The 20,599-nt window shown below is 73.6% G+C and carries 20 protein-coding genes; 10 read left to right on the plus strand and 10 right to left on the minus strand.

Features of this window, described 5'->3' with window-relative positions:
* The first annotated feature begins 65 nt into the window (after positions 1-65).
* The 4 genes from AB5J51_RS33385 (at position 66) to AB5J51_RS33400 (ending at position 5,041) form a co-directional block, all read left to right on the plus strand.
* Positions 66-722: a class I SAM-dependent methyltransferase gene (locus AB5J51_RS33385; protein WP_369779326.1), complete on the plus strand. Its 657-nt coding sequence runs from the start codon at positions 66-68 to the stop codon at positions 720-722.
* A gap of 274 nt (positions 723-996) precedes the next feature.
* A complete protein-coding gene (locus AB5J51_RS33390; RefSeq protein WP_136222664.1) occupies positions 997-2,490 on the plus strand; it encodes an FUSC family protein in 1,494 nt (497 codons plus the stop codon).
* A 269-nt stretch (positions 2,491-2,759) separates the two neighbouring features.
* Entirely contained in the window at positions 2,760-3,896 is a 1,137-nt protein-coding gene (locus AB5J51_RS33395; protein ID WP_133898775.1) for a nitric oxide synthase oxygenase, read from the plus strand.
* Between the two features lie 59 nt (positions 3,897-3,955).
* Positions 3,956-5,041: a lactonase family protein gene (locus AB5J51_RS33400; RefSeq protein WP_369779328.1), complete on the plus strand. Its 1,086-nt coding sequence runs from the start codon at positions 3,956-3,958 to the stop codon at positions 5,039-5,041.
* A 91-nt stretch (positions 5,042-5,132) separates the two neighbouring features.
* On the opposite strand, the gene AB5J51_RS33405 is transcribed toward AB5J51_RS33400, so the two are convergent.
* The 3 genes from AB5J51_RS33405 to AB5J51_RS33415 all read right to left on the minus strand — a co-directional run bounded on the left by AB5J51_RS33405 (position 5,133) and on the right by AB5J51_RS33415 (position 7,964).
* Positions 5,133-6,053 carry a sirohydrochlorin chelatase gene (locus tag AB5J51_RS33405; protein ID WP_078613310.1) on the minus strand — a complete coding sequence of 307 codons (921 nt, stop codon included), beginning with the start codon at positions 6,051-6,053 and terminating at the stop codon, positions 5,133-5,135.
* 109 nt (positions 6,054-6,162) lie between these two features.
* The gene (locus tag AB5J51_RS33410) at positions 6,163-6,849 is read right to left on the minus strand and encodes a uracil-DNA glycosylase (RefSeq protein ID WP_053790758.1); all 687 of its coding nucleotides are present in this window, start codon (positions 6,847-6,849) and stop codon (positions 6,163-6,165) included.
* Between the two features lie 23 nt (positions 6,850-6,872).
* Positions 6,873-7,964 (minus strand): sialidase family protein, encoded by a 1,092-nt coding sequence (locus AB5J51_RS33415; protein ID WP_136222297.1) that lies wholly within the window; start codon positions 7,962-7,964, stop codon positions 6,873-6,875.
* Between the two features lie 211 nt (positions 7,965-8,175).
* Here AB5J51_RS33415 and AB5J51_RS33420 point away from each other — a divergent pair, with 211 nt between their 5' ends.
* The 3 genes from AB5J51_RS33420 to AB5J51_RS33430 all read left to right on the plus strand — a co-directional run bounded on the left by AB5J51_RS33420 (position 8,176) and on the right by AB5J51_RS33430 (position 11,185).
* On the plus strand, positions 8,176-9,531 hold the full coding sequence (locus tag AB5J51_RS33420) for a wax ester/triacylglycerol synthase family O-acyltransferase (RefSeq protein ID WP_136222295.1): 1,356 nt from the start codon (positions 8,176-8,178) through the stop codon (positions 9,529-9,531).
* Positions 9,532-9,611: 80 nt separating this feature from the next.
* Positions 9,612-10,745: an NADH:flavin oxidoreductase/NADH oxidase gene (locus tag AB5J51_RS33425; RefSeq protein ID WP_369779329.1), complete on the plus strand. Its 1,134-nt coding sequence runs from the start codon at positions 9,612-9,614 to the stop codon at positions 10,743-10,745.
* A gap of 86 nt (positions 10,746-10,831) precedes the next feature.
* Positions 10,832-11,185: a helix-turn-helix transcriptional regulator gene (locus AB5J51_RS33430; RefSeq protein ID WP_053790754.1), complete on the plus strand. Its 354-nt coding sequence runs from the start codon at positions 10,832-10,834 to the stop codon at positions 11,183-11,185.
* Here the strand turns inward: AB5J51_RS33430 and AB5J51_RS33435 are convergent.
* Positions 11,182-12,540 (minus strand): FAD-dependent oxidoreductase, encoded by a 1,359-nt coding sequence (locus AB5J51_RS33435; protein WP_369779330.1) that lies wholly within the window; start codon positions 12,538-12,540, stop codon positions 11,182-11,184. The genes AB5J51_RS33430 and AB5J51_RS33435 overlap by 4 nt on opposite strands.
* A gap of 52 nt (positions 12,541-12,592) precedes the next feature.
* A complete protein-coding gene (locus AB5J51_RS33440; RefSeq protein ID WP_133898783.1) occupies positions 12,593-13,246 on the minus strand; it encodes a DUF305 domain-containing protein in 654 nt (217 codons plus the stop codon).
* 79 nt (positions 13,247-13,325) lie between these two features.
* On the opposite strand from AB5J51_RS33440, the gene AB5J51_RS33445 reads away from it, so the two are divergent.
* A complete protein-coding gene (locus tag AB5J51_RS33445) occupies positions 13,326-14,807 on the plus strand; it encodes an LVIVD repeat-containing protein (RefSeq protein WP_369779331.1) in 1,482 nt (493 codons plus the stop codon).
* A 12-nt stretch (positions 14,808-14,819) separates the two neighbouring features.
* Here the strand turns inward: AB5J51_RS33445 and AB5J51_RS33450 are convergent, their stop codons facing one another.
* From AB5J51_RS33450 to AB5J51_RS33460, 3 genes are all read right to left on the minus strand, one after another.
* Positions 14,820-15,449 carry a TetR/AcrR family transcriptional regulator gene (locus AB5J51_RS33450; RefSeq protein ID WP_369779332.1) on the minus strand — a complete coding sequence of 210 codons (630 nt, stop codon included), beginning with the start codon at positions 15,447-15,449 and terminating at the stop codon, positions 14,820-14,822.
* A 177-nt stretch (positions 15,450-15,626) separates the two neighbouring features.
* Positions 15,627-16,565, minus strand: a complete 939-nt coding sequence (locus tag AB5J51_RS33455) for a M56 family metallopeptidase (RefSeq protein WP_053790749.1) — start codon at positions 16,563-16,565, stop codon at positions 15,627-15,629.
* 91 nt (positions 16,566-16,656) lie between these two features.
* Positions 16,657-17,199, minus strand: a complete 543-nt coding sequence (locus AB5J51_RS33460) for a DUF5134 domain-containing protein (RefSeq protein WP_369779334.1) — start codon at positions 17,197-17,199, stop codon at positions 16,657-16,659.
* Between the two features lie 130 nt (positions 17,200-17,329).
* Here AB5J51_RS33460 and AB5J51_RS33465 point away from each other — a divergent pair, with 130 nt between their 5' ends.
* Positions 17,330-17,869, plus strand: a complete 540-nt coding sequence (locus AB5J51_RS33465) for a GNAT family N-acetyltransferase (protein WP_053790747.1) — start codon at positions 17,330-17,332, stop codon at positions 17,867-17,869.
* Between the two features lie 42 nt (positions 17,870-17,911).
* Here AB5J51_RS33465 and AB5J51_RS33470 read toward each other — a convergent pair whose 3' ends face one another.
* Together AB5J51_RS33470 and AB5J51_RS33475 are read right to left on the minus strand one after the other, a co-directional pair.
* On the minus strand, positions 17,912-18,601 hold the full coding sequence (locus AB5J51_RS33470; protein ID WP_053790746.1) for a glycerophosphodiester phosphodiesterase family protein: 690 nt from the start codon (positions 18,599-18,601) through the stop codon (positions 17,912-17,914).
* 188 nt (positions 18,602-18,789) lie between these two features.
* On the minus strand, positions 18,790-19,425 hold the full coding sequence (locus AB5J51_RS33475) for a PadR family transcriptional regulator (RefSeq protein WP_369779335.1): 636 nt from the start codon (positions 19,423-19,425) through the stop codon (positions 18,790-18,792).
* A gap of 49 nt (positions 19,426-19,474) precedes the next feature.
* Here AB5J51_RS33475 and AB5J51_RS33480 point away from each other — a divergent pair, with 49 nt between their 5' ends.
* The gene (locus tag AB5J51_RS33480) at positions 19,475-20,596 is read left to right on the plus strand and encodes an LLM class flavin-dependent oxidoreductase (RefSeq protein WP_369779336.1); all 1,122 of its coding nucleotides are present in this window, start codon (positions 19,475-19,477) and stop codon (positions 20,594-20,596) included.
* The last annotated feature ends 3 nt before the right edge of the window (positions 20,597-20,599 follow it).

A 20,599-nucleotide genomic window follows, 5' to 3' on the forward strand; every position in this document is an offset into this window, starting at 1 on the left:
CCACGGCGTCCGGGACCGAACGGGCGGCGGGAAGCGCGAACCGAGGATGAGGGCGAGGGGCGCCGATGAGTGGCGGCAAGTCCGCGGCGGAGGTGTTCGACGAGGTCGGAGTGCGGTACGAGGAGGTGTTCGGGCGGGTTCCCGGCCAGCTCGCCGCACTGGACTGGCTCACCGGTCGGCTCGCCCCCGGCGCCCGTGTGCTGGACGTGGGCAGCGGCACGGGCCGCCCGACCGCCGAGGCCCTCGCGCGGGCGGGCTGCGCGGTGACCGGCATCGACGTCTCGGCGCACATGGTCGACCTCGCGCGCTCCCGGGTGCCGCAGGCCCGGTTCGAGCAGGCCGACGTCCGGACGTACGCGGCCGCGGAGGGCGGCTTCGACGCGGTGTGCTCCTTCTTCCCGCTGCTGGTGATGTCCCAGCAGGAGGTGGCGGCGGCGCTGGAGCGGATGGCCTCGTGGGTGGCGCCCGGCGGGTACTTCGTGATGGCCACCGTGCCGGGCGACATCAGCGATCTCGACATCGTGTGGATGGGGCACGAGGTCACCGTCAGCAGCCTGTCCACGGCCGAGCACCTGCGGCTGCTGGACGCGGCCGGGCTCGAGGTGCTGGAGCACCACACCGCGCTGTTCCGGCCCGCGGCCGAGGCCGCGGGGGCCGCCGGAGCCGCCGCGGCGGCCGAGCCCGAGGACCACCTCTTCTGCTACGCCCGCCGCCCCGCCTGAGCCCCTGCTGGACCGTTGGCCGCGGGTGGCCGAAATCCGGACCTCGACACTGGGCCAATGGCCCAGTGATCCGGTGCTGAGTTGAGCCAGTGGGCCCTCGGATGCTTATCTGTGTCGTATCCATGTACTTACGGCGCCGCGCAGCGCCGGACGGCAACGAGGCCGGTCCGGAGCGCGGTGCCTTCGTCGTGCCCGCCTGCCGTCCACCACCCCCGGGCGGCCGCCGGGACGGCGCGCACCACCTCGAGGGGGGCGGCACACCGCCGTGAAGAGAATGTTCGTGGCTCCGGATCCGGGGCGCCTGAGGCTGAGGAACTCCCTGCGGGCCGTGCTCGGCGTCGGACTCGCCGTCGCCGTGGCCGAGCTGTGCGGCCTCTCCCTCACCGCCTCCATCACCGGGGGACTCGCGGCCCTGCTCACCCTGTTCACCGTGCTCGACCCGACCGTGCGTGCCCAGCGCGTGACCAGCGCCCTGCTCCCCGTCGCCGGTTTCCCCGTCCTGGCGCTGGCCACCACCCTGCACGGGGTGCCGCTCGCCCGGGACGCCGCCTTCCTCGCGGTCGTGTTCGCCGGGGTCTACGCCCGCCGCTGGGGGCCGCGCGGGCACGCCCTCGGGATCTTCGGCTTCATGATGTTCTTCGTCACCCAGTTCCTGCACGCCGTCCCCGGCCAGCTGCCCGAGCTGTACGCCGCCGTCGGACTGGCGCTGCTCTCCGCGGGCGCGGTGCGGTTCCTGCTGTGGCCCATCGAGCGGCGCACCCCACCGCCCGCCGCCCCGCCCGGCCTGCCCGGCACCGGGCTGGCCCGGCCGACCACGCGGCAGGCCTTCCAGGCCACCGCCGCCTGCGCCTTCGCCCTCGGTATCGGCCAGGCGCTCTCCGACGACCGCTGGTACTGGGCCGTCGGCACCGCCTGGTGGATCTTCGTCAACACGGCCTCCCGGGGCGAGACCCTCGTCCGCGGGTTCCGCCGCGTCCTCGGCACGGTCGTCGGCATCGCCGCCGGGCTGCTGATCGCCGTACCGCTGCACGGCGCGCCCGCGCCCACCGCCGCACTGGTCGCCGTATGCGTCTTCGGGATCTTCTACACCGCGGCCCCCTCGTACTCCTGGATGATGTTCTTCGTCACCGTCATGGCCGGGCTGCTGTACGGGCTCCTCGGCGTCCTGCACCCCGGGCTGCTGGTCCTGCGCTTCCAGGAGACCGCGATCGGCGCGCTGGGCGCCGCCCTCGCCGTCGTGCTCGTCCTCCCGGTGACCACGCACGCCGCCAACGACGCCTGGATCCAGCGCGCCCTGCACTGCGTACGGGCCTCCACCGCGGCCTCCCTCGACCGCCTGGCCGGGGACCCGGACGCCGATCCCGCCCCGCACGCCGCCGAACTCGAACTGCTGCTGGGCCGCGTACGGATGGCCCTCGCGCCCCTCGTCCACCCGCTGAGCCCGCTGCGCGCCCGCAAGGCCCGGGCCCGGCAGGTCCTCGGGCTGCTCGACGACTGCGCCCGGGAGGTGCGCGGCCTGGTGGCCGTCGCCGCCGATCCGCAGGCCTCGCACGACGCCCGGCTGGCCGCGGCCTGCTGGCGGGTGGAGGCGGCCGTGGAGGCGCTGACCGCTCCGCAGGCCACGACGGGCCCCGCCGTTCCCAGCCACCCCCGGCCCGCCGCCGCGGAACCGGCCCTCGCGCACCTGCACGGCCTGGAGCACGCCCTCGTGGCCCTCCACGCCCCGCTGCGCACCGACCCGCGCTCGCCCCTCGTCATCAGCGCCTGACACCGGCCGCACGACGGCCCGGCCGCCAAGGGCCGCCGGGCCCTCGGCCCTGTGCATGATTCCCGAGGTCAGAGACCTGATGACGGCGGATCCTACGCCCTGTCAGGCCCGCTCCGCAGGGCAATGGCCCGAAGATCACTCGGTGGAGTGTTCCGGACGCGCGTGCCGTATCCCGCTGACCTGCGGCATGTACAACGGGTGATTGTTGATTGCACATTCATCCGGCACGTACAGGGTGGATCTGGTCGGACAGGGGGTAACCGCCCGGGATGGAAATACTTCAACAGCGCTCGACCACAGCCCAAGTGTGGGAAGCAGCCGAGGAGTTCGTCCGACTCTTCCACCGCGAGAATCCGCTGGCCGGTGATCCCCGGGCCCGGCTCGCCGCCGTACGGGCCGAGCTCGCGGAGACCGGAAGCTACCGGCACACCTCGCAGGAACTCGTCCACGGGGCCCGTGTCGCCTGGCGCAACAGTAACCGTTGCATAGGCAGGCTGTACTGGAACTCGCTGCGCGTGCGCGACCGTCGCGAGCTCACCGCGGCCGACGACATCGCCGCCGAGTGCTTCGAGCATCTGCGCGACGCGACCAACGGGGGCCGCGTCAGACCCACCATCACCGTCTTCGCCCCGGACACCCCGGACCGCCCGGGCCCGCTGATCTGGAGCGAACAGCTCGTCCGGTACGCCGGCTACGGCGACCACCACTCCGTGACCGTGGGCGATGCCCGCAACGCGCCCCTCACCAGTGCGCTGCTCGCCCTCGGCTGGGCCGGCGGCTCCGGCACCCCCTTCGACCTGCTGCCGCTCGTGGTCCAGGGCGTCGACGACAAGCCCCGCTGGTTCGACACCCCCGCCGACGCCGTGCTGGAGGTCCCGATCGAGCACCCCGACGACGCGGGCTGGGCCGACTGGGGACTGCGCTGGCACGCCGTACCCGCCATCTCCAACATGTGCCTGGAGATCGGCGGCATCCACTACCCGGCCGCGCCGTTCAACGGCTGGTACATGGGAACCGAGATCGGCGCCCGCAACCTCGCCGACACCGACCGGTACAACCTCCTCCCCGCCGTCGCCCGGCGGCTGGGCCTGGACACCTCCAGCGACCGCTCGCTCTGGAAGGACCGCGCGCTCGTCGAGCTCAACCGGGCCGTGCTGCACTCCTACGACCGGGCGGGCGTCACCATCGCGGACCACCACACCGAATCGCGGCGCTTCCTGAGCCACATAGAGCGGGAGGAGCGCAAGGGGCGCGAGGTGGGCGCCGACTGGTCCTGGATCGTGCCCCCGATCTCGGGCTCCGCCACCCCGGTCTTCCACCGCACGTACGACGACCGGCCGAGCTCGACGGCGTACGTGCACCACCCCGGCGCACAGGAACGCGCCCAAGGGCGGGATCTGGTCTAGACCTTCTGTTACCGTCGGCTCCGCACGGATCGATCCGGAACGGTGGAGAGGGGCATCCCGTGGGTGACGCGGACGGTACCGAGGGCGCGTACGAAAGAGCCCGGAGCGGCGGACACCGGGTCCACATCGGCTCGTTCACCTCGGGAGGCGGCCGCGGCATCACCACCGCGGCCGCGGACCCCGCGACCGGTGCACTGACCCTGCTCTCCGCCACCGATGCGGTCGCGGACCCCTCGTACCTCACCGTCGACCGGGCCACCGGCGTGCTCTACGCCGTGAGCGAGACCGAGCAGGGCGCGGCCGCCGCCTTCCGGCCCACCCCCGAGGGCCTGACCGCCTTCGGCCCGGCCGTCCGCGTCGGCGGCTCCGGGCCGACCCACCTCAGCGTGGCCGGGCGCCGGCTGCTGACCGCCAACTACACCTCCGGCAGCGTCAGCAGCCTCCCGCTCGCCCCGGACGGCGCCCTGTCCGGGCCCGCCGCGGTCCTGGGCCACCAGGGCTCCGGGCCCGACACGAGCCGCCAGGAACGGCCGCACGCCCACCAGGTGCTGCCCGATCCGAGCGGCCGCTGGGTGCTCAGCGTGGACCTCGGCACCGATTCGGTCCGTATCTGCGCACCGGACCGGACCACCGGGGCACTGCGCCTGCACGGCGAGACCGCGCTGCGCTCCGGGACGGGCCCGCGCCACCTCGCCTTCCACCCGGACGGCGAGGCGGTCTACGTCCTGCACGAGCTGGAGCCGCAGCTGACCGTCTGCCGCTGGAATCCGGTCTCCGGGCAACTGGAACCGGTTGACGAGGTTCCGATCGCCTCTGCGGGCGCTCCAGGGGGCGTACGGGCCTATCCCTCGGCCGTGGTGGCCTCGCCCGACGGGCGGTTCGTCTGGGCCGCGGTCCGCGGAGCCGACACCATCGCCACCCTTTCGCTCGCCGCCGGGGCGGGGAAACCGCGGCTCACGGGCAGCGTGGACTGCGGAGGCAGCTGGCCGCGGGACCTCGCCGCCGATCCCTCGGGCCGCCGGCTGTACGCGGCCAACGAGCGCTCCGGGGACGTCACCTGGTTCGACGTCGACCCGCTGACCGGGCAGCCGCGCCGGGCCGGCTCGGTGGCGGTTCCCGCCGCCACCTGTGTGGTCTTCGGCTGACCACGGCCACCCGTGTGCGCAACGGCCGAGGGCCCGCGCCCCGGGAAGCATTCCGGGGCGCGGGCCCTCGTACGAGCGGTCCTGGGAAGGATCAGTGGGCAGCGGCGCCCTGGGAGAGGCCGAGCGCCGCGGAGTACTGGGTGACGACGAGCTTGCCAAGCGCCGAGTAGGCACCGAGTACCTCGGAGGCCGCGCAGTCGGCCTCCTTGCACGCCGTGTCCAGCAGCCCCTCGGCGGCTTCCGGACCGATCAGGTAGGGGGCCAGCGCGAGCTGCGTGGAGCCCTCGCTGCGCAGCTGCTCGGCGACCGCGGCCACCGAGCCCTCCTGGTCGAGCGCGGCGGCCTTGACGGGCACCGCGAGGCGGGCGGCCAGCAGCATGCCGGTGACACCCGCGACCTGGACGGCCTCCGCGCCGCCGGTGGTGGCCACGATGATGCCGTCCGCGGCGGTGGTGACGGTGAACAGCCGCGCGCGGTCGGCGCGGGCCAGGCCCGCCTCGGAGAGCCGCACGTGCAGGCCCTCGGCGAGCAGCGGGTGCGGGCCGAGCACCTCGGCCAGCTCGGCGGCGGCCGAGGAGTCCATGACGGCCTGGCGCATCCGGCGCAGCAGGTCGGCGTCGGGGCCGGCCAGCAGCGGGACGACCACGGCATCCGGGCCGGTCGGCGCGGGTACCTCGTGGCCGGCGGCGCGGGCGAACTCCGCGCGCGCGACGCGCTCGGCCGCGACAGCAGTCAGTACGTCGGCGAGGGCCGGGAACTCGGAGCCCTCGGCGTCATCACCCTCGAGGAAGCCGATGCGGGCGTCCAGGCCCGGCAGCTCGGAGCGGCCGATGCTGATGATCTCTTCCGCCAGCCCCCGCGAGGCGGCCGAAGGGGCACCGGGCACGGCGAGCACCAGCGCGGGCGCGCCCTCGGGCGCCACCGCGGGCTCGGGTCGGCGGTGCCGTCCGGCAGGGCGGGGTCGCGGCATTCGTACGGGCAGGCCATTTGCGGGCCCAGTGGGGGAGCTCATGGCGCCGCATGCTACTGGCTTATCGGAACGGAGTGTTCGGGCAGGGCCTCATCGGGCGGCTTCTGTCCGTATTTATCCGTTGAATGTCGTATACCGTTCAACGGAATGATCAACTGGCGGAGGGGAGCCGCCAGTCCACCGGCTGTGCTCCCTGACGGACCAGCAGGTCGTTCGTACGGCTGAACGGCCTGGATCCGAAGAACCCGTTCGCCGCGGACATGGGGGAGGGGTGGACGGACTCCACGGCCGGCAACTCGCCCAGCAGCGGCCGCAGATTGCGGGCGTCCCGGCCCCACAGCACCGACACGAGGGGCTTGCCGCGCGCGGCCAGCGCCCGGATGGCCTGCTCGGTGACGGCCTCCCAACCCTTGCCGCGATGGCCCCCGGTCTTGCGCGGGGCGGTGGTCAGCGCGCGGTTCAGCAGGAGCACCCCCTGCCGCGTCCACGGGGTGAGGTCCCCGTTCGCCGGCCGGGGCACCCCCAGGTCCGCGTACAGCTCGCGGAAGATGTTGTCCAGGCTGGGCGGCCACGGGCTGACGTCGGGCGCGACCGAGAACGACAGGCCCATCGCGTGCCCCGGGGTGGGGTACGGGTCCTGGCCGACGATCAGCACCTTCACGTCGTCGAAGGGCTGCTGGAAGGCGCGCAGTACGTTCGCCCCGGCCGGCAGGTACGTCCTCCCCGCCGCGATCTCGGAGCGAAGGAAGTCGCCCATCGCGGCGATCTGCGCCGCCACCGGCTCCAGAGCCCGGGCCCAGCCCGGCTCGACGATCTCGTTCAACGGTCGTGCTGCCACGGGGAGTCACTCTACTGGCCGATTCAGTGAGCCAGCACCGCCGCCCGTACGCACAGCACGTCCGGCAGGTGCTCGGCCAGCAGCTGCCAGCTGTCCCCGTCGTCGTGGCTGGCGTACAGCTCGCCGTTGCGGTTGCCGAAGTAGACCCCCGCCGGGTCCGCGTCGTCCGTGCACAGGGCGTCCCGCAGCACCGTCCCGTAGTGGTCCCCGGCCGGCAGCCCGCGCGTGAGCGGCTCCCAGGTGGCGCCCGCGTCCTGCGTACGGAAGACGCGGCAGCGGTGCTCCGCCGGGACCCGGTCGGAGTCGGCGTTGAGCGGGAAGACGTACGCGGTGTCCGGCCGGTGCGGGTGCGCGGCCACCGCGAAGCCGAAGTCGGAGGGCAGGCCCGCGCCGATGTCGGTCCACCGGGCCCCGGCGTCGTCGCTGCGGTACACGCCCCAGTGGTTCTGCAGGTACAGCCGCTTCCGGTTCCCGGCGTCCTGGGCGACCTTGTGCACGCACTGGCCGAACTCCGGATGCGGATCCGGCAGGAACACCGCCGAGACCCCCTCGTTGGACGGGGCCCAGCCGGCCCCGCCGTCCAGGGTGCGGAACACCCCGGCGGTGGAGACCGCCACGGTCACCGCGTCGGGGTCGGCCGGGTCCGTCAGCACCGTGTGCAGGCCCTCACCGCCGCCGCCCGGCACCCAGTCCTTGCGGCTCGGGTGCTCCCACAGCGGGCGGACCAGCTCGAAGGACTTCCCGCGGTCCGTCGAGCGGAACAGCGCGGCCGGCTCCGTCCCCGCGTAGACGACGTCCGGCGCCTCCGGGCCGGCCGGATGCAGCTGCCAGACCCGCTCCAGCGAGGCGCCGGTGTCCTTCGGGAACTTCACGGCGGGCTCGGCGGGCTCCTGCCAGCTCGCCCCCAGGTCGTCGGAGCTGAACACGGCCGGCCCCCAGTGCGAGCTGTCCGCGCCGACGAGCAGCCGGGGTACCGACTCCCGCCGGTCGACCGCGACGGCGTAGACGGCCTGGGCGTTGAAATGCGGCCCGTCGAGCTCCCAGGGGCCGCCGCCCCGCCTGCGGCCGATGAAGAGGCCCTTGCGGGTCCCTGCGAGCAGGAGCACCTCGGACATGGTCGACACCTCCGGACTGCGCCGTCACGGGCGTGCTGAACTTCGTTCCAGCCAGTCTGCACCCGCCCGCCGACAGCGGCCGGGCAGCCGCTCCGCTGCGCTGACCAGCCGGTCGCCATCGATCAACAGGCGTATCCAAAGGGTGGCTACTTGATCGTAGGAGTCCGAAAGGGGTTGACTTCCACCTCTGCCACCGCACGAGAGGCACTACGTGGCCACCGAGCACCTTTCGCCGCTCGACCTCGCCTTCTGGCGGATCGAATCCGCCACCCACCCCATGCACCTCGGCGCCCTCGCGGTCTTCGAAGCCGCCCCGCAGGACACGGGCCCCGATTCCGCCGCCGGCCCCGGCCGGGGGCCCGACCCGGCGGTCCGTGCCGCCGCACTGCTCACCGCCCGCTGCACCGCCGTCCCCGGCCTGCGCCGCCGCATCCACGACGTGCTGCTGCCGTTCGGCGCGGCCGCCTGGTCGCCCGACGCGGACTTCGATCCGGCCCGGCACGTGTTCCTCGTGCGCACCGGCGACCCGCAGGCCGCCGCCGGGCCCCTCATGGCGCGGCCGCTGGACCGCAGCCGCCCGCCCTGGGAGGCGCACGTCCTGGCCGGGCCCGATCCGGGATCGTTCGCGGTGCTCTTCAAGTTCCACCACGCCCTCGCCGACGGGCTCGGCGCCCTCGCGCTGGCGGCCATGCTCTTCGACGAGGGCCCGACCGTACGGGGTCCCGCGCGGCCGGCCCCCGTACCGCAGCCCGGCGGCTCCGCCCTGCGCAGCCTTCCCGGGGTCCTGGCCGCCCGGGTCCAGGACGTCGGCCAGGCGCTGGAGATCGGCGCGTCCGTCGCCCGCGCCGGCCTGCCCCTCGGTGTCCCGGCCGCCCTGACGGCCGTTCCGGCGCAGACCGGCACCCGCGCGGTCGCGGGCCTCGCGCTCGACCTCGACGACGTCAACCGCATCCGGAAGGTCGCCGGAGGCACCGTCAACGACGTCCTGATCGCCATGGTCGCGGGCGCCCTGCGGCGCTGGCTGGTGGGCCGTGGCGACCCCGAGCCGGAGGGGCCCGGGCCGCGCGCCCTGATACCGGTCTCCCGTCGTCGGCCGGGCGGCGCGCAGTACGGCAACCGGCTCTCCGGCTACCTGCTCCGGCTGCCCCTCGCCGAGCCGGACCCGCTGCTGCGCCTGCACCGGGTGCGGACCGGCATGGACCGCAACAAGGAGGCCGGACCCGCCCGCGGCGCCGGGGCCGTCGCGCTGCTGGCCGACCACGTCCACCCGCTCGGCCACCGGCTCGGCGGCCCGCTGGTCGCGCAGGCGGCCCGGCTGCTCTTCGACATCCTGGTCACCAGCGTCCCGCTGCCCAGCTTCACCTTCTCCCTCGGCGGCAGCCGGGTCCGGGAGGTCTATCCGCTCGCCCCGCTCGCCCGCGGCCACTCACTCGCGGTCGCGGTCTCCACGTACAAGGGCACGGTCCACTACGGCCTGGTCGCCGATGGGGCGGCGGTGCCGGACCTGGCGGCCCTGGCAGAGGCGCTGCACGCCGAGCTCGACGAGCTTGTACGAGAAGTCTCGTAGTACGAGTAATTTCGTAGTACGGTGATGCTCGTACAAGCCGCCGATCGCCGGCGTGCCCCGCCACATCCGGAGAGTCCTTCATGAGTGCTGCCCCGCTCGCCCCCGCGACCCCTGCCGCCGGCGTTCCCGCCGCCTTCGCCGCCCTCTTCGCCCCCCTCACCCTGCGCTCGGTCACCGTCCCGAACCGGGTGTGGATGGCACCGATGTGCCAGCACGTCGCCGAGGCCTCCGGCCCGAACGCGGGCGTGGCCCACGCCTGGCACTTCGCGCACTACGCCGCCCGCGCGGTGGGCGGCACCGGCCTGATCCTCCAGGAGGCCACCGCCGTCTCCCCGGAGGGCCGCATCTCCCCGTACGACCTCGGCATCTGGAACGACGCCCAGGTCGAGGCGCTCCGCCCGATCACCTCGTTCATCAAGGCCCAGGGCGCCATCCCGGCGATTCAGATCGCCCACGCCGGGCGCAAGGCCTCGACCGGCCGCCCCTGGGAAGGCGGCCGCTACGTCGGCCCCGAGGCTGACGGCTGGCTGCCGAGCGCACCGAGCCCGGTGCCGTTCGCCGAGGGCGACCCGGTGCCGCACGAGCTGACAAGGGCCGAGATCCACGAGATCACCGGCCGGTTCGCGGCCGCCGCGCGGCGTGCACTGGCCGCCGGCTACGAGGTCGTCGAGATCCACGGCGCCCACGGCTACCTCATAGGCCAGTTCCTCTCCTCGCAGATCAACCGGCGCACCGACGAGTACGGCGGCTCCTTCGAGAACCGGGCCCGTTTCGCCGTCGAAGTCGTCGACGCCGTACGGGCGGTGTGGCCCGAGGAGCTGCCGCTGTTCTTCCGGGTCTCCGCCACCGACTGGCTGGAGGAGTCCGGCTGGACCCCCGAGGACACGGTCCGGCTGGCAGGGCTGCTCCAGGCGCACGGGGTGGACCTGCTGGACGTGTCCAGCGGCGGGCTGGCCCCGAAGGCGGACATCCCGGTGGGCCCGGGCTACCAGGTGCCGTTCGCGGCCGAGGTCAAGGCCCGGACCGGCCTCCCGGTGGCCGCCGTCGGGCTGATCACCGAGCCCGAGCAGGCCGGGAAGATCCTGGCCGACGGGCAGGCGGACGCGGTCCTGCTGGGCCGCGAACTGCTGCGCGACCCGTACTGGGCCCGCCGCGCGGCCGCCGAACTCGGCGCCGGGGTCAGGGTCCCCACCCCGTACCACCGCGCCTGGTAGGGGAACCGAGGGGTGGTCCGGTCGCCCGGTGTACTACGGTGTTTCTCGTACAACACACCGGACCGGGGGCGAACGGAGCAGCAGACGTGACGGATACGGCCACCACCCGTGCGCTCGCCCACCCCGAACCCGCGGAGATCCGGCTCGAGGCGGTACTGCACGCGCTGTCGGACCCGGTGCGGCTGTCGATCGTGCGGGACCTCGCGGTCACGCCGGACGAGCTGGCGTGCTCGTACTTCGTCCTCCCCGTCACCAAGTCGACGACCACGCACCACTTCCGCGTCCTGCGGGAGGCCGGCGTGATCCGCCAGACCTACCGCGGGACGGCGAAGATGAACGACCTGCGCCGTGCGGAGCTGGAGAGCCTGTTCCCAGGGCTGCTCGACAGCGTGCTCAGCGCCGCCGATGCGGAGGAGGCCCGCGGGGCGGACACTCCCTAGCCGCCAGTGGCCGCGCCCAGCAGGCCCGTCCAGTCCGGGATCTTCACCGAGCCGCGCCCCAGCGAGCGCCCCAGGTCGGCCTCCGCCGCCTCGATCGCGAGCCAGCCCGGCCACTCCACGGGGTGGAGTCCCGCCGCCCGCAGCGCGTCCAGCGGGTCGCCCGGCAGCTCCCGGCGGGCCAGCGCCCCCGCGTCCTGCAGCAGCGAGGAGGCCGTCTCCTTGGCGCAGGGCCGGTTGGTGCCGATCACACCGGTCGGGCCGCGCTTGATCCAGCCCGCGACGTACTCGCCGACCGAGGCCCGGCCCGCGCGCATCACCCGTCCCGCGGCGTGCGGGACCGTGGCCTTCGCGGGGTCGAACGGCAGACCGGGCAGCGGGACGCCCTGGTACCCCACCGAGCGCAGCACCAGCTGCGCCTCGACGTCCTCGTACACGCCCGTCCCGGTGACCCCGCCGCGGCCGTCCGGGGCGGTCCGCTCGAAGCGCATCCCGGTGACCCGGCCGTCGGGGCCGCCCAGCACCTCCACCGGGCGCAGGTAGAACCGCAGGGCGATCCGGCGCCCGGCGTCGCCAGGGTCCTGCCTGGCCCAGCCGCGCAGCACCTCGAGGTTGCGCCGGGCCACCGCGGGCAGCGCGGCGGCTGCGCCCGGGTCGGCGTACGCGGGGTCGAGCGCGAGCTCGGCGGGGTCCACCACGGCGGCCACGCCCGGCAGCGTGCCCAGCTCCCGCAGCTCCTTGGTGGTGAACTTGCCCTGCGAGGGCCCGCGTCGGGCCACCATCGACACCGACTTCACCCCGCTCTCGGCGAGTGCGCCGAGGGCCGGCTGGGGCATGTCGGTCGGGGCCAGCTCGGGCTCGCCCCGCGCCAGCATCCGCGTCACGTCCACGGCGACGTTGCCCGCCCCGACGACCACCGCCGAGTCCACTCCGGGCAGGTCGAAGGCCTCGCCCACGGCGTCCGGGTGCCCGCTGTACCAGGCGACGAACGCCGTCGCGGAATGCACCCCGGCCAGCTCCTCGCCGGGGATGCCGAGCATCCGGTCGCGGGCGGCGCCCACGCAGTACACCACCGCGTGGTACAGCTCCAGCAGCCGTTCGGTGGTCAGCTGCGGCCCGCCGACCTCGACGTTGCCGAGGAAGCGGATCCGCTCGTCCTCCAGCACGGTGCGCAGGCTGCCCTGCAGCGATTTGATCTTCTCGTGGTCGGGGGCCACCCCGTAGCGCACCAGCCCGTACGGCGCGGGCAGCCGGTCCAGCACGTCGACGCGGACGCCCGGCACCTCACGCTGCTGTACGAGTGTCTGAGCGGCGTAGACCCCGCTGGGGCCCGAACCGACGACGGCGACACGAAGCACGGCGGAGCTCCTCCCGCAGGTGCTCCCAGCATGCCACCGGGCCCGGCGGCCGTCAGCCCATCGCGCGCATCCGGTGGATCTCGGCCGTCTGGGTGGCCACCACCTCGTTGGCCATTTCCTCCACCGCCCCGTTGTTTCCGGTGGCCAGCGCCTCGCCCGCCATCTTCACCGCGCCCTCGTGGTGGGCGGTCATCAGGGTGAGGAAGAGCCGGTCGAAGTCGGCGCCCTTCGCCTCGGCGAGCTGTTTCAGCTGCTGCTCGGTCGCCATGCCCGGCATCGCGCCGTGGTCGTGGCCGGCCGGAGCCCCGGAGGGGGCCGGGTAGCGGGCCGACCAGCTCTCCATCGCGCGGATCTCGGGCTGCTGGGCGGCCGAGATGCGCTCGGCGAGCCGCTTGACCCCGTCCGAGGAGGCCCGCTCCGGGACCAGTGCGCTCATGGTGAGCGCCTGCCGGTGGTGTTCGACCATGTGCTGCACGTACGCCCGGTCCGCCGCGTTGGGACTGTCGTCCGGCTGCCGTTTCGCGGCCTCCCCGGGGGAGAGGGTGCGGGCCTTCTCACCCGGTCTGCCGGGGGCGATGACCTGCGCACCACCGTGCTCCGCCGCGCCCTGGCCGTCGTCGTCCCGGCAGCCGGCCAGGGCGAGCAGGAGGCCCGCGGCCACGACCGCCCCGGTGGTTCGACCGAGTAAGCCCTTTGCCATGTCCATGGTAAGGAACATACTGCCGGGGTCCTGGTTCCGTTCCCACCACGAGCGGAATCCGATCGGACTCCCATGGGAGGGCACAGTGACCTCGAAGCACACCACCAGAGTGCGGCACAGGAGTCTGGGGGCGGCCGTGGCCGCGGCCGGGCTGCTCGCCACGCTGTTCGCGGCCGGTCCCGCGGCCGCCACCCCCGATCCGGGGGACTTATCGCCCGGCGCCTCGACGCAGGGCGCGGACCCGGCCCCGGGCCGCGAACTCGCCCCCGGCGAGATCCCGGGCCAGGACGAGATCGTGCACAGCGCCAACGTCAGGCACCTGACCAACATCCCGAGCACGTACCCGGGCGTCATCAACACGGACCTGGCCTTCCAGGGCAGATACGCCTACGCCGGCAACTACAACGGCTTCACGATCTACGACATCGCCAACCCCAAGGCCCCGAAGACCGTCAGCCAGGTGCTCTGCCCCGGCGGCCAGAACGACGTCTCCGTCCAGGGGGACCTGCTCTTCCTCTCCACCGACTCCTCGCGCAGCGACGACTCCTGCAACAGCGTCTCGCAGCCCGCAACGGAGAAGTCCTCGTGGGAGGGCATCAAGATCTTCGACATCAAAGACAAGAAGAACCCGAAGTACATCAAGTCCGTCGAGACCAACTGCGGCTCCCACACCCACACGCTGGTGCCGGGCGAGCGCGACATCTACCTCTACGTCGCCTCGTACTCCCCGAACGAGGCGTTCCCGGACTGCCAGCCTCCGCACGACGGCATCTCCGTGATCAAGGTCCCGAAGAAGAACCCGACGCAGGCGGCGGTCGTCGCCTTCCCCGTCCTCTTCCCGGACGGCGGCAACCCGGGCGGGCCCACCAACCCCGGTGTCACCAAGACCACCGGCTGCCACGACATCACCGTGCTGCCCTCGAAGAAGCTGGCCGCCGGAGCCTGCATGGGCGACGGCATCCTCTTCGACATCAGCAAGCCCGAGCAGCCGCGGGTCATCGACCGCGTGCAGGACAACGTGAACTTCGCGTTCTGGCACTCGGCGACCTTCAACGAGAAGGCCGACAAGGTGGTGTTCACCGACGAGCTGGGCGGCGGTGGCGGCCCCACCTGCAACGAGGCCACCGGCCCGAACCGCGGGGCCGACGGCATCTACGACATCACCGGCCGCGGCGACCAGCGCAAGCTCGTCTTCCGCAGCTACTTCAAGATCCCGCGCCTGCAGGCCGACACCGAGAACTGCGTGGCCCACAACGGCTCGCTGATCCCGGTCGGCGGCGGCCGCGACATCATGGTCCAGGCCTGGTACCAGGGCGGCGTCTCGGTGTGGGACTTCACCGACTCCGCCCGGCCCAAGGAGATCGGCTACTTCGAACGCGGCCCGCTCACCACCGACAAGCTCGGCCTCGGCGGGTCCTGGTCGGCGTACTACTACAACGGCCACATCTACTCGAACGACATCGCCAAGGGGTTCGACGTGCTGCGGATCGACGACTGGCGCACCGACGGCGCGAAGTGGGTGCGGATGGACCGGCTCAACGTGCAGAGCCAGCCCGAATACCACTGACGGCCGACGGTGTCACCCCTTTGACGTAAGCGTTCCGCCGGGCGGTCCCCCGTCCGGCGGGACGCCGAGCTCCCACTCCAGCCCGTACCGCTGGAACAGCTCCGCCCGCAGCCGCGCCAGCGGCATCGGAGCCCCCGGCAGCAGGACCGCGACCACCGCGCCCATCAGCAGCGCCCGCAGCAGCGGGTAGTCGGTGTCCACGTCCGCCGAGCCGTACCGCGCGACCGTGTCCCGGAGCAGCTCCGCCAGCCGCTGCTGCTCCGGGCACTGGACGAACCCCTCGGCCTGGAGGATGCCCGCCATGTGGGTCCGCATCAGCAGCGGCTCGTCCCGGGCGAGCCCGAGGACCGCGTCGACGGCACGGGCGAGCCGCTCGCGGCCGTCGTCGCTGCGCGGCTCCCGCTCCAGGGCCGCGTCCAGCGTGAGGTGCATCAGCCGGTGCACCGCCGACTGCAGCAGCTGCCGCTTGCCCGGAAAGTAGTACGAGACCAGGCCGCGGGCCGTGCCCGCCCGGTCGGCGATGTCGCCGAGCGTCGTGGCCTCGTAGCCGCGCTCGGCGACGAGATCGACCGTGGCCTGGAGCAGCCGCTCCCGGGAACGCCTGCGCAATTCTTCATTGACCGATGCGCTGCGCGGGGACATGCTTACTCCTGCGTTGACTGGCTCCCAGCCAATATACTCAGCGCACGGGGGCCACCTGCTCTGGGTGACGCGGGGGATCACCCAGAGCAGGGACTCCCACACTTCGGAGAACGACGGATTTCGGCCTCTCCGCACCCTGACGGGCGGGATCAGGCCGGCGTGACCGGACCCGGCCGATCAGGTGAGCGCGCTCAGACCCGGCATCAGGGCCACCACCAGCGGTACCGCCGGGACCAGCGTGGCCAGGGCCGTCAGCCGCAGCCGGCGGCCCGCCGACAGCCGCGGCGCAGCCGACAGCAGCCGCCGCACCCGCTCGGACACGTGCGGCTGCGGGCTCGGGTAGGGCCCGAACACCCCCCGGTCCTCGTTGAGTCCGACCAGCGCGAGCGCGATCGTCAGTCTCCCGTACCGCCGCGAGGCCACGTCGTCGGCGGCCAGTTCGACGAGCCGGTGCATCTCCGCCTCGAACGCCGCGAACACCGGCACCTGCGGGAATCCCCCCGCCAGCGCCCGCGAGCAGTGCAGCAGCCAGTCGTGCCGGGCCTCCGCATGCCCCTGCTCGTGCGCCAGCACGGCATCCAGCTGGCTCCCCTTGAGCCGCCCGAGCGCGGCCGTGGTCACCACCAGCTGCGGGGCGGCGCCCGGCAGCCACCACGCGTCGGGCCGGGTTCCCTCCAGTACGACGAGGCGCGCCCCGGCCGGATCCTCCCCGGGCAGCAGCGGCGCCCGTACGAGCAGCTCGGCGCCCCGGGCCCGGCGCCGGGCCCGGGCCCGCAGCACCTCCCGGGTCAGCCGGGCCCCGGTCCACAGCCCGCCGCCCGCCAGGGCCAGCGCGGTGCCCACGGCCCACGGGCCGCCGGTCGGGCCCAGCGCGTACGCGTCGACCACCCCGTGCGGGGCCGCCGCGAAGAGCCGGCCCCGGACCGCCAGCCAGGCCGCGGCCGCGCTCAGCACCATCGACAGGGCGAAGCACAGGAGGACCGCACCCACCACGCACTGCCACACCCACAGGGCGACGACGGGCTCACGGTCGGGCCATTCGGCCCGGGCCAGCAGGCGGGGGGCGAGCACTGCGGTCAGGGCGCCGAGCAACAGGAGTGCGGCGGGGACCATCATGCACGCCAGCCTATGAGCGCGGGGCTACCTGCGGGTACGGGCTTTCGTCATTGGTGACGCAGGACACGTTTGCCCGCCGCGTCCGGAAGCGTCACACGCTCAACAGCATCGCCAACATCCCCATCCCCATGGCCAGTCGGCACGCCCGCGTCAGCTCCGTGGGCACCACCTGCGGCTTGTCCGGGGTCGGCTGCACACTCCCGCCCGCCGTCACCAGCCGCGCGCCGCCGAGCAGCACGTACCCCGCGAAATACAGCAGCAGCGCCCCGGTGACCAGCGGCAGGCCCCCGCCGTGCCCGTGCCCGTCGGCCATCGTCAGCGCCATGTACGCCATGGCCAGCGAGCCGACCAGGTGGTGCGCGTGGTGCACCCCGCCCCGCAGCAGCCACAGGGCGTGCAGTGCGGCCCCGCAGAACACGGCCAGCAGGATCCCGGGCCCCCACGGCCCGATGCCCGGCGGCACGGCCATCACCGCCATCCCGAACCCCATGAGCGCCTCGCCGGCAGCCCCGCCGCGCGCCTCGCGGCCCGATCTGCGCACCCGCCGCAGACAGTACGCACCGCTCACGGCGCACAGCAGCACGAGCAGCCAGGCGGGGAGGGAAGCGGGAAGGGACAGGGCGGGACCGTGCACGGCGGAACCCCCGGTTCGTCGGCGTCACCGGAAGAGATGCCCCGGCCCCGACGCCCGCACGCCGCCCCGGGTTAGGCTCTGCGTGCCGCACCGGGCATGTCATATGCCGCTGAGCCGAACGGAGCCCCCGATGCCGACCGCCCACCCCACCGCCCTGAACTTCCGCAGTGCCGTGGAGGCGGACGTACCGGACCTGGTGGAGCTCGTCGAGTCGGCCTACCGCGGGGACGCCAGTCGCGCCGGCTGGACCACCGAGGCGGACTACCTGGACGGGCAGCGCACCGACCCCGAAGGGGTCCGCGCGATCATCGACTCCGCCGACGGCGTCCTGCTCGTCGTCGAGCGCGCGGGCGAACTCGTCGCCTGCTGCCAGCTCGAACACCGCGGCGACCACGCCTACTTCGGGATGTTCGCGGTCCGCCCGGGACTGCAGGGCGGCGGCCTCGGCAAGGAGATCCTCGCCGAGGCGGAGCGCCGCGCCCGCGAGACCTGGGGCGCCGGGGAGATGCGGATGACGGTGGTGAACGTACGGGAGGAGCTCATCGCCTACTACGTGCGCCGCGGCTACCGGCGCACCGGCGAACTGAGCCCCTTCCCGTACGGCGACGAGCGCTTCGGCGTCCCGCTCCGCGACGACCTGGCCTTCGAACTGCTGGTCAAGCCGCTGTAGCGCGGAGCGGGGAAACCGGAAGCCCGGGGCCGGTCGCGGCCGTCAGGCCAGGAACCGGCCCGTGCTGCGGATCTCCGGGAAGTCGGTGGCCGCGCCGTCCAGTTCGAGCGCCCGGGCCAGCCGCAACTGCTGCAGGGTGTTGACGGTCCAGCCGGTCACCCGCAGCCCGGCCGCATGGACCGACTCCACCGTGTCCAGGGTGAGTTCGCGGATGTTCAGGGCGACCGTGTGCGCACCGCAGACCAGTGCCCGGGCCACGACGCCCTCGGCCCCGCCGCTCAGCTCCGAGTGGAGCACGGTCCGCACCCCCGGCAGCAGCCGTCCCGTCTCGGCGAGGACCTCGTCGTGGAAGGAGGCCACCTCCACCCGCGCGCTCAGGTCGCGGCGCAGGACCAGCTCCGCCAGCGCGGCCGCGGCGGCCAGGTCCCGGACCGACACCTGGAGCGGGGTCCGGACCCCGTCCACGACCTCCTCGAAGGCCGGAACGTGCTCGCCCTGGCCGGCGTCCAGCTCGCGCAGTGCGGCCAGGGTCAGATCGGAGACGGCGCCGGCGCCGTCGGTGGTCCGGTCCACCTCGGGGTCGTGCAGGACGACGAGCACGCCGTCCTTGCTCAGCTGCACATCCAGCGCGATGACGTCCATCCCGGAACGTTCCGCGCGGACGAACGACCGCAGGGTGTTCTCCGGTTCGACACCCATGACCCCGCGGTGACCGATGGTGAGGAAAGTCAAGGTTCTCTCGCTTCCGTCGACGGCGGCTCCCCGCGCGGTCGCGGTGTCCCTACCGGCCGCGCGGTGAGGACGCATGCTAGTGCGCCGCGGATGCGATGAGACCGCCCGTGCAGCGCCCGGAACGAGGCCGCCGGCCGGTTCCCGCCAGGGCTGTACGCTGCCGCCGGCCCCGGGGCGGCCCTGCCGCGTCACCCGGGCGTGGGCGCGTCCCCGCCGGCTTGACGATCACCCTCCGCGGCCCCCTTCACGACGCCGCCCAGCTCGGCGAGATCCGCCAGCAGGGCCTCGCCCAGCTCCAGTTCGGCCAGGTGCTGCCGTTCGCTCCAGCGCAGCGCGAGCGCCGGGAAGGCCCACTCCGGTACGTCGCCCGCCTGCGCCATCGCCTCCCGTACGGCGGCCAGTTCGCCCCGGGTGCGCTCCAGATGGCCGCCGACCATCGCGCGCAGCCGCTCCGGCTCGGCGAGGTGGCCGAGCCAGACCCGCAGCAGCAGCCCGTGCTTGAGCACCGGGGGCCCGGCCTCCGCGGTGTCCGAGGCCCAGCCGGCGAGGGCCTCGAGGCCCGCGTCGGTGATCGCGTAGCGCCGCTTGGCCCGGACTTCCTCGGGGCCCGAGCGCGCGGAGGCCGCGTACCCCAGCTCCTCGAGCCGGCGCAGTTCGGCGTAGATCTGGCTGATGGCCGGGGACCAGTAGAAGAAGCGCAGGGAGGAGTCCGCCCACTTCTTCAGCTCGTACCCGGTGCGCTCCCCGGGGAAGGACAACAACCCGAGCACCGCCCATGCGGTCGGCGGAAGGTCTTGCTTCTTCGATGTATGACTACTAGTCATATTCCGAATTGAAGTGTGGCCGGGCACGGGACGCAACCCTGGAGGCATCGTGAAATTCTCCGTGATCTTCGAAGCTCAGCTCGCCGACCCGACCGTGGAGCGGGAGCACCAGGTCATCCACGACTGCGTGGAGCAGGCCGTGCTCGCCGAGCGCATGGGTTTCGACCGGATCTGGGCCGTCGAGCACCACTCGCTGAAGTGGTACGCACACATGAGCGCCCCCGAGGTCTTCCTGACCTGGGTCGCGGCCCGGACGCACACCATACGCATCGGCCACGGGGTCGTCTGCATGCCGTTCAACTTCAACCACCCGGTCCGGGTGGCCGAGCGGGCCGCCATGCTCGACCTGCTCTCCGGCGGCCGCCTCGACCTGGGCGCCGGGCGCGGCGGCACCGTGCAGGAGACCTCCCTGTGCGGGGTCGACCGGGAGCGGACCACCCAGGAGGTCGAGGAAGCGCTGCGGATCATCGGCAAGGCCTGGCAGGAGGAGGAGCTGGAGTACCACGGAGAGCTGATCGACATCGCGCCGCACCCGATCCTGCCCCGGCCGCGGCAGACCCCGCATCCGCCGCTGTTCCTGGCGTGCAGCCGCGCCGAGACCCTCGTGCAGGCCGCGGAACTGGGTGTCGGGGCCCTGGTGATGGGCTTCGCCGGGCCGGAGTCCATCGCCGGGATGCGGGCCGTGTACGACGGGGCGGTCGCCGGCCGGGACGGCGCCCGCTTCGTCTCCACCGCGGTCAACGACCACTTCTCTGTGCTCTGCCCGACCATCGTGCTCGACGACCCGGCCGAGGCGTGCCGGATCGGCATCCGGGGCCAGCGCTTCTTCGCCCAGTCCATCGGCCACTGGTACGGCGGGACGGGCATCCCGGACGAGGCCGTGGTCGCGGGCGCCGACGAGGCGGCGGAGCTGCAGCGGGCGGCCGAGCAGGTGGTGGCCCGGCTGCACGAGCAGGACATCCCGGTGCGGCCCACGTCGACGGCCACCTTCCGCGCCGACCACGCGTACGGGAGCGCCGACGACGCCATCGCCTACGTGCAGCGGCTCAAGGAAGCGGGGGCGGACGAGATCATGTGCCTGATCCAGATGGGCACCGTGCCGCAGGAGGCCTGCCTGGAGACGCTGCGGCAGTGGGGCGAGAAGGTCATCCCGCACTTCCGCGGCGCGTGAGCG

This window comes from Streptomyces sp. R33 (assembly GCF_041200175.1).
GTDB lineage: Bacteria > Actinomycetota > Actinomycetes > Streptomycetales > Streptomycetaceae > Streptomyces > Streptomyces katrae_B.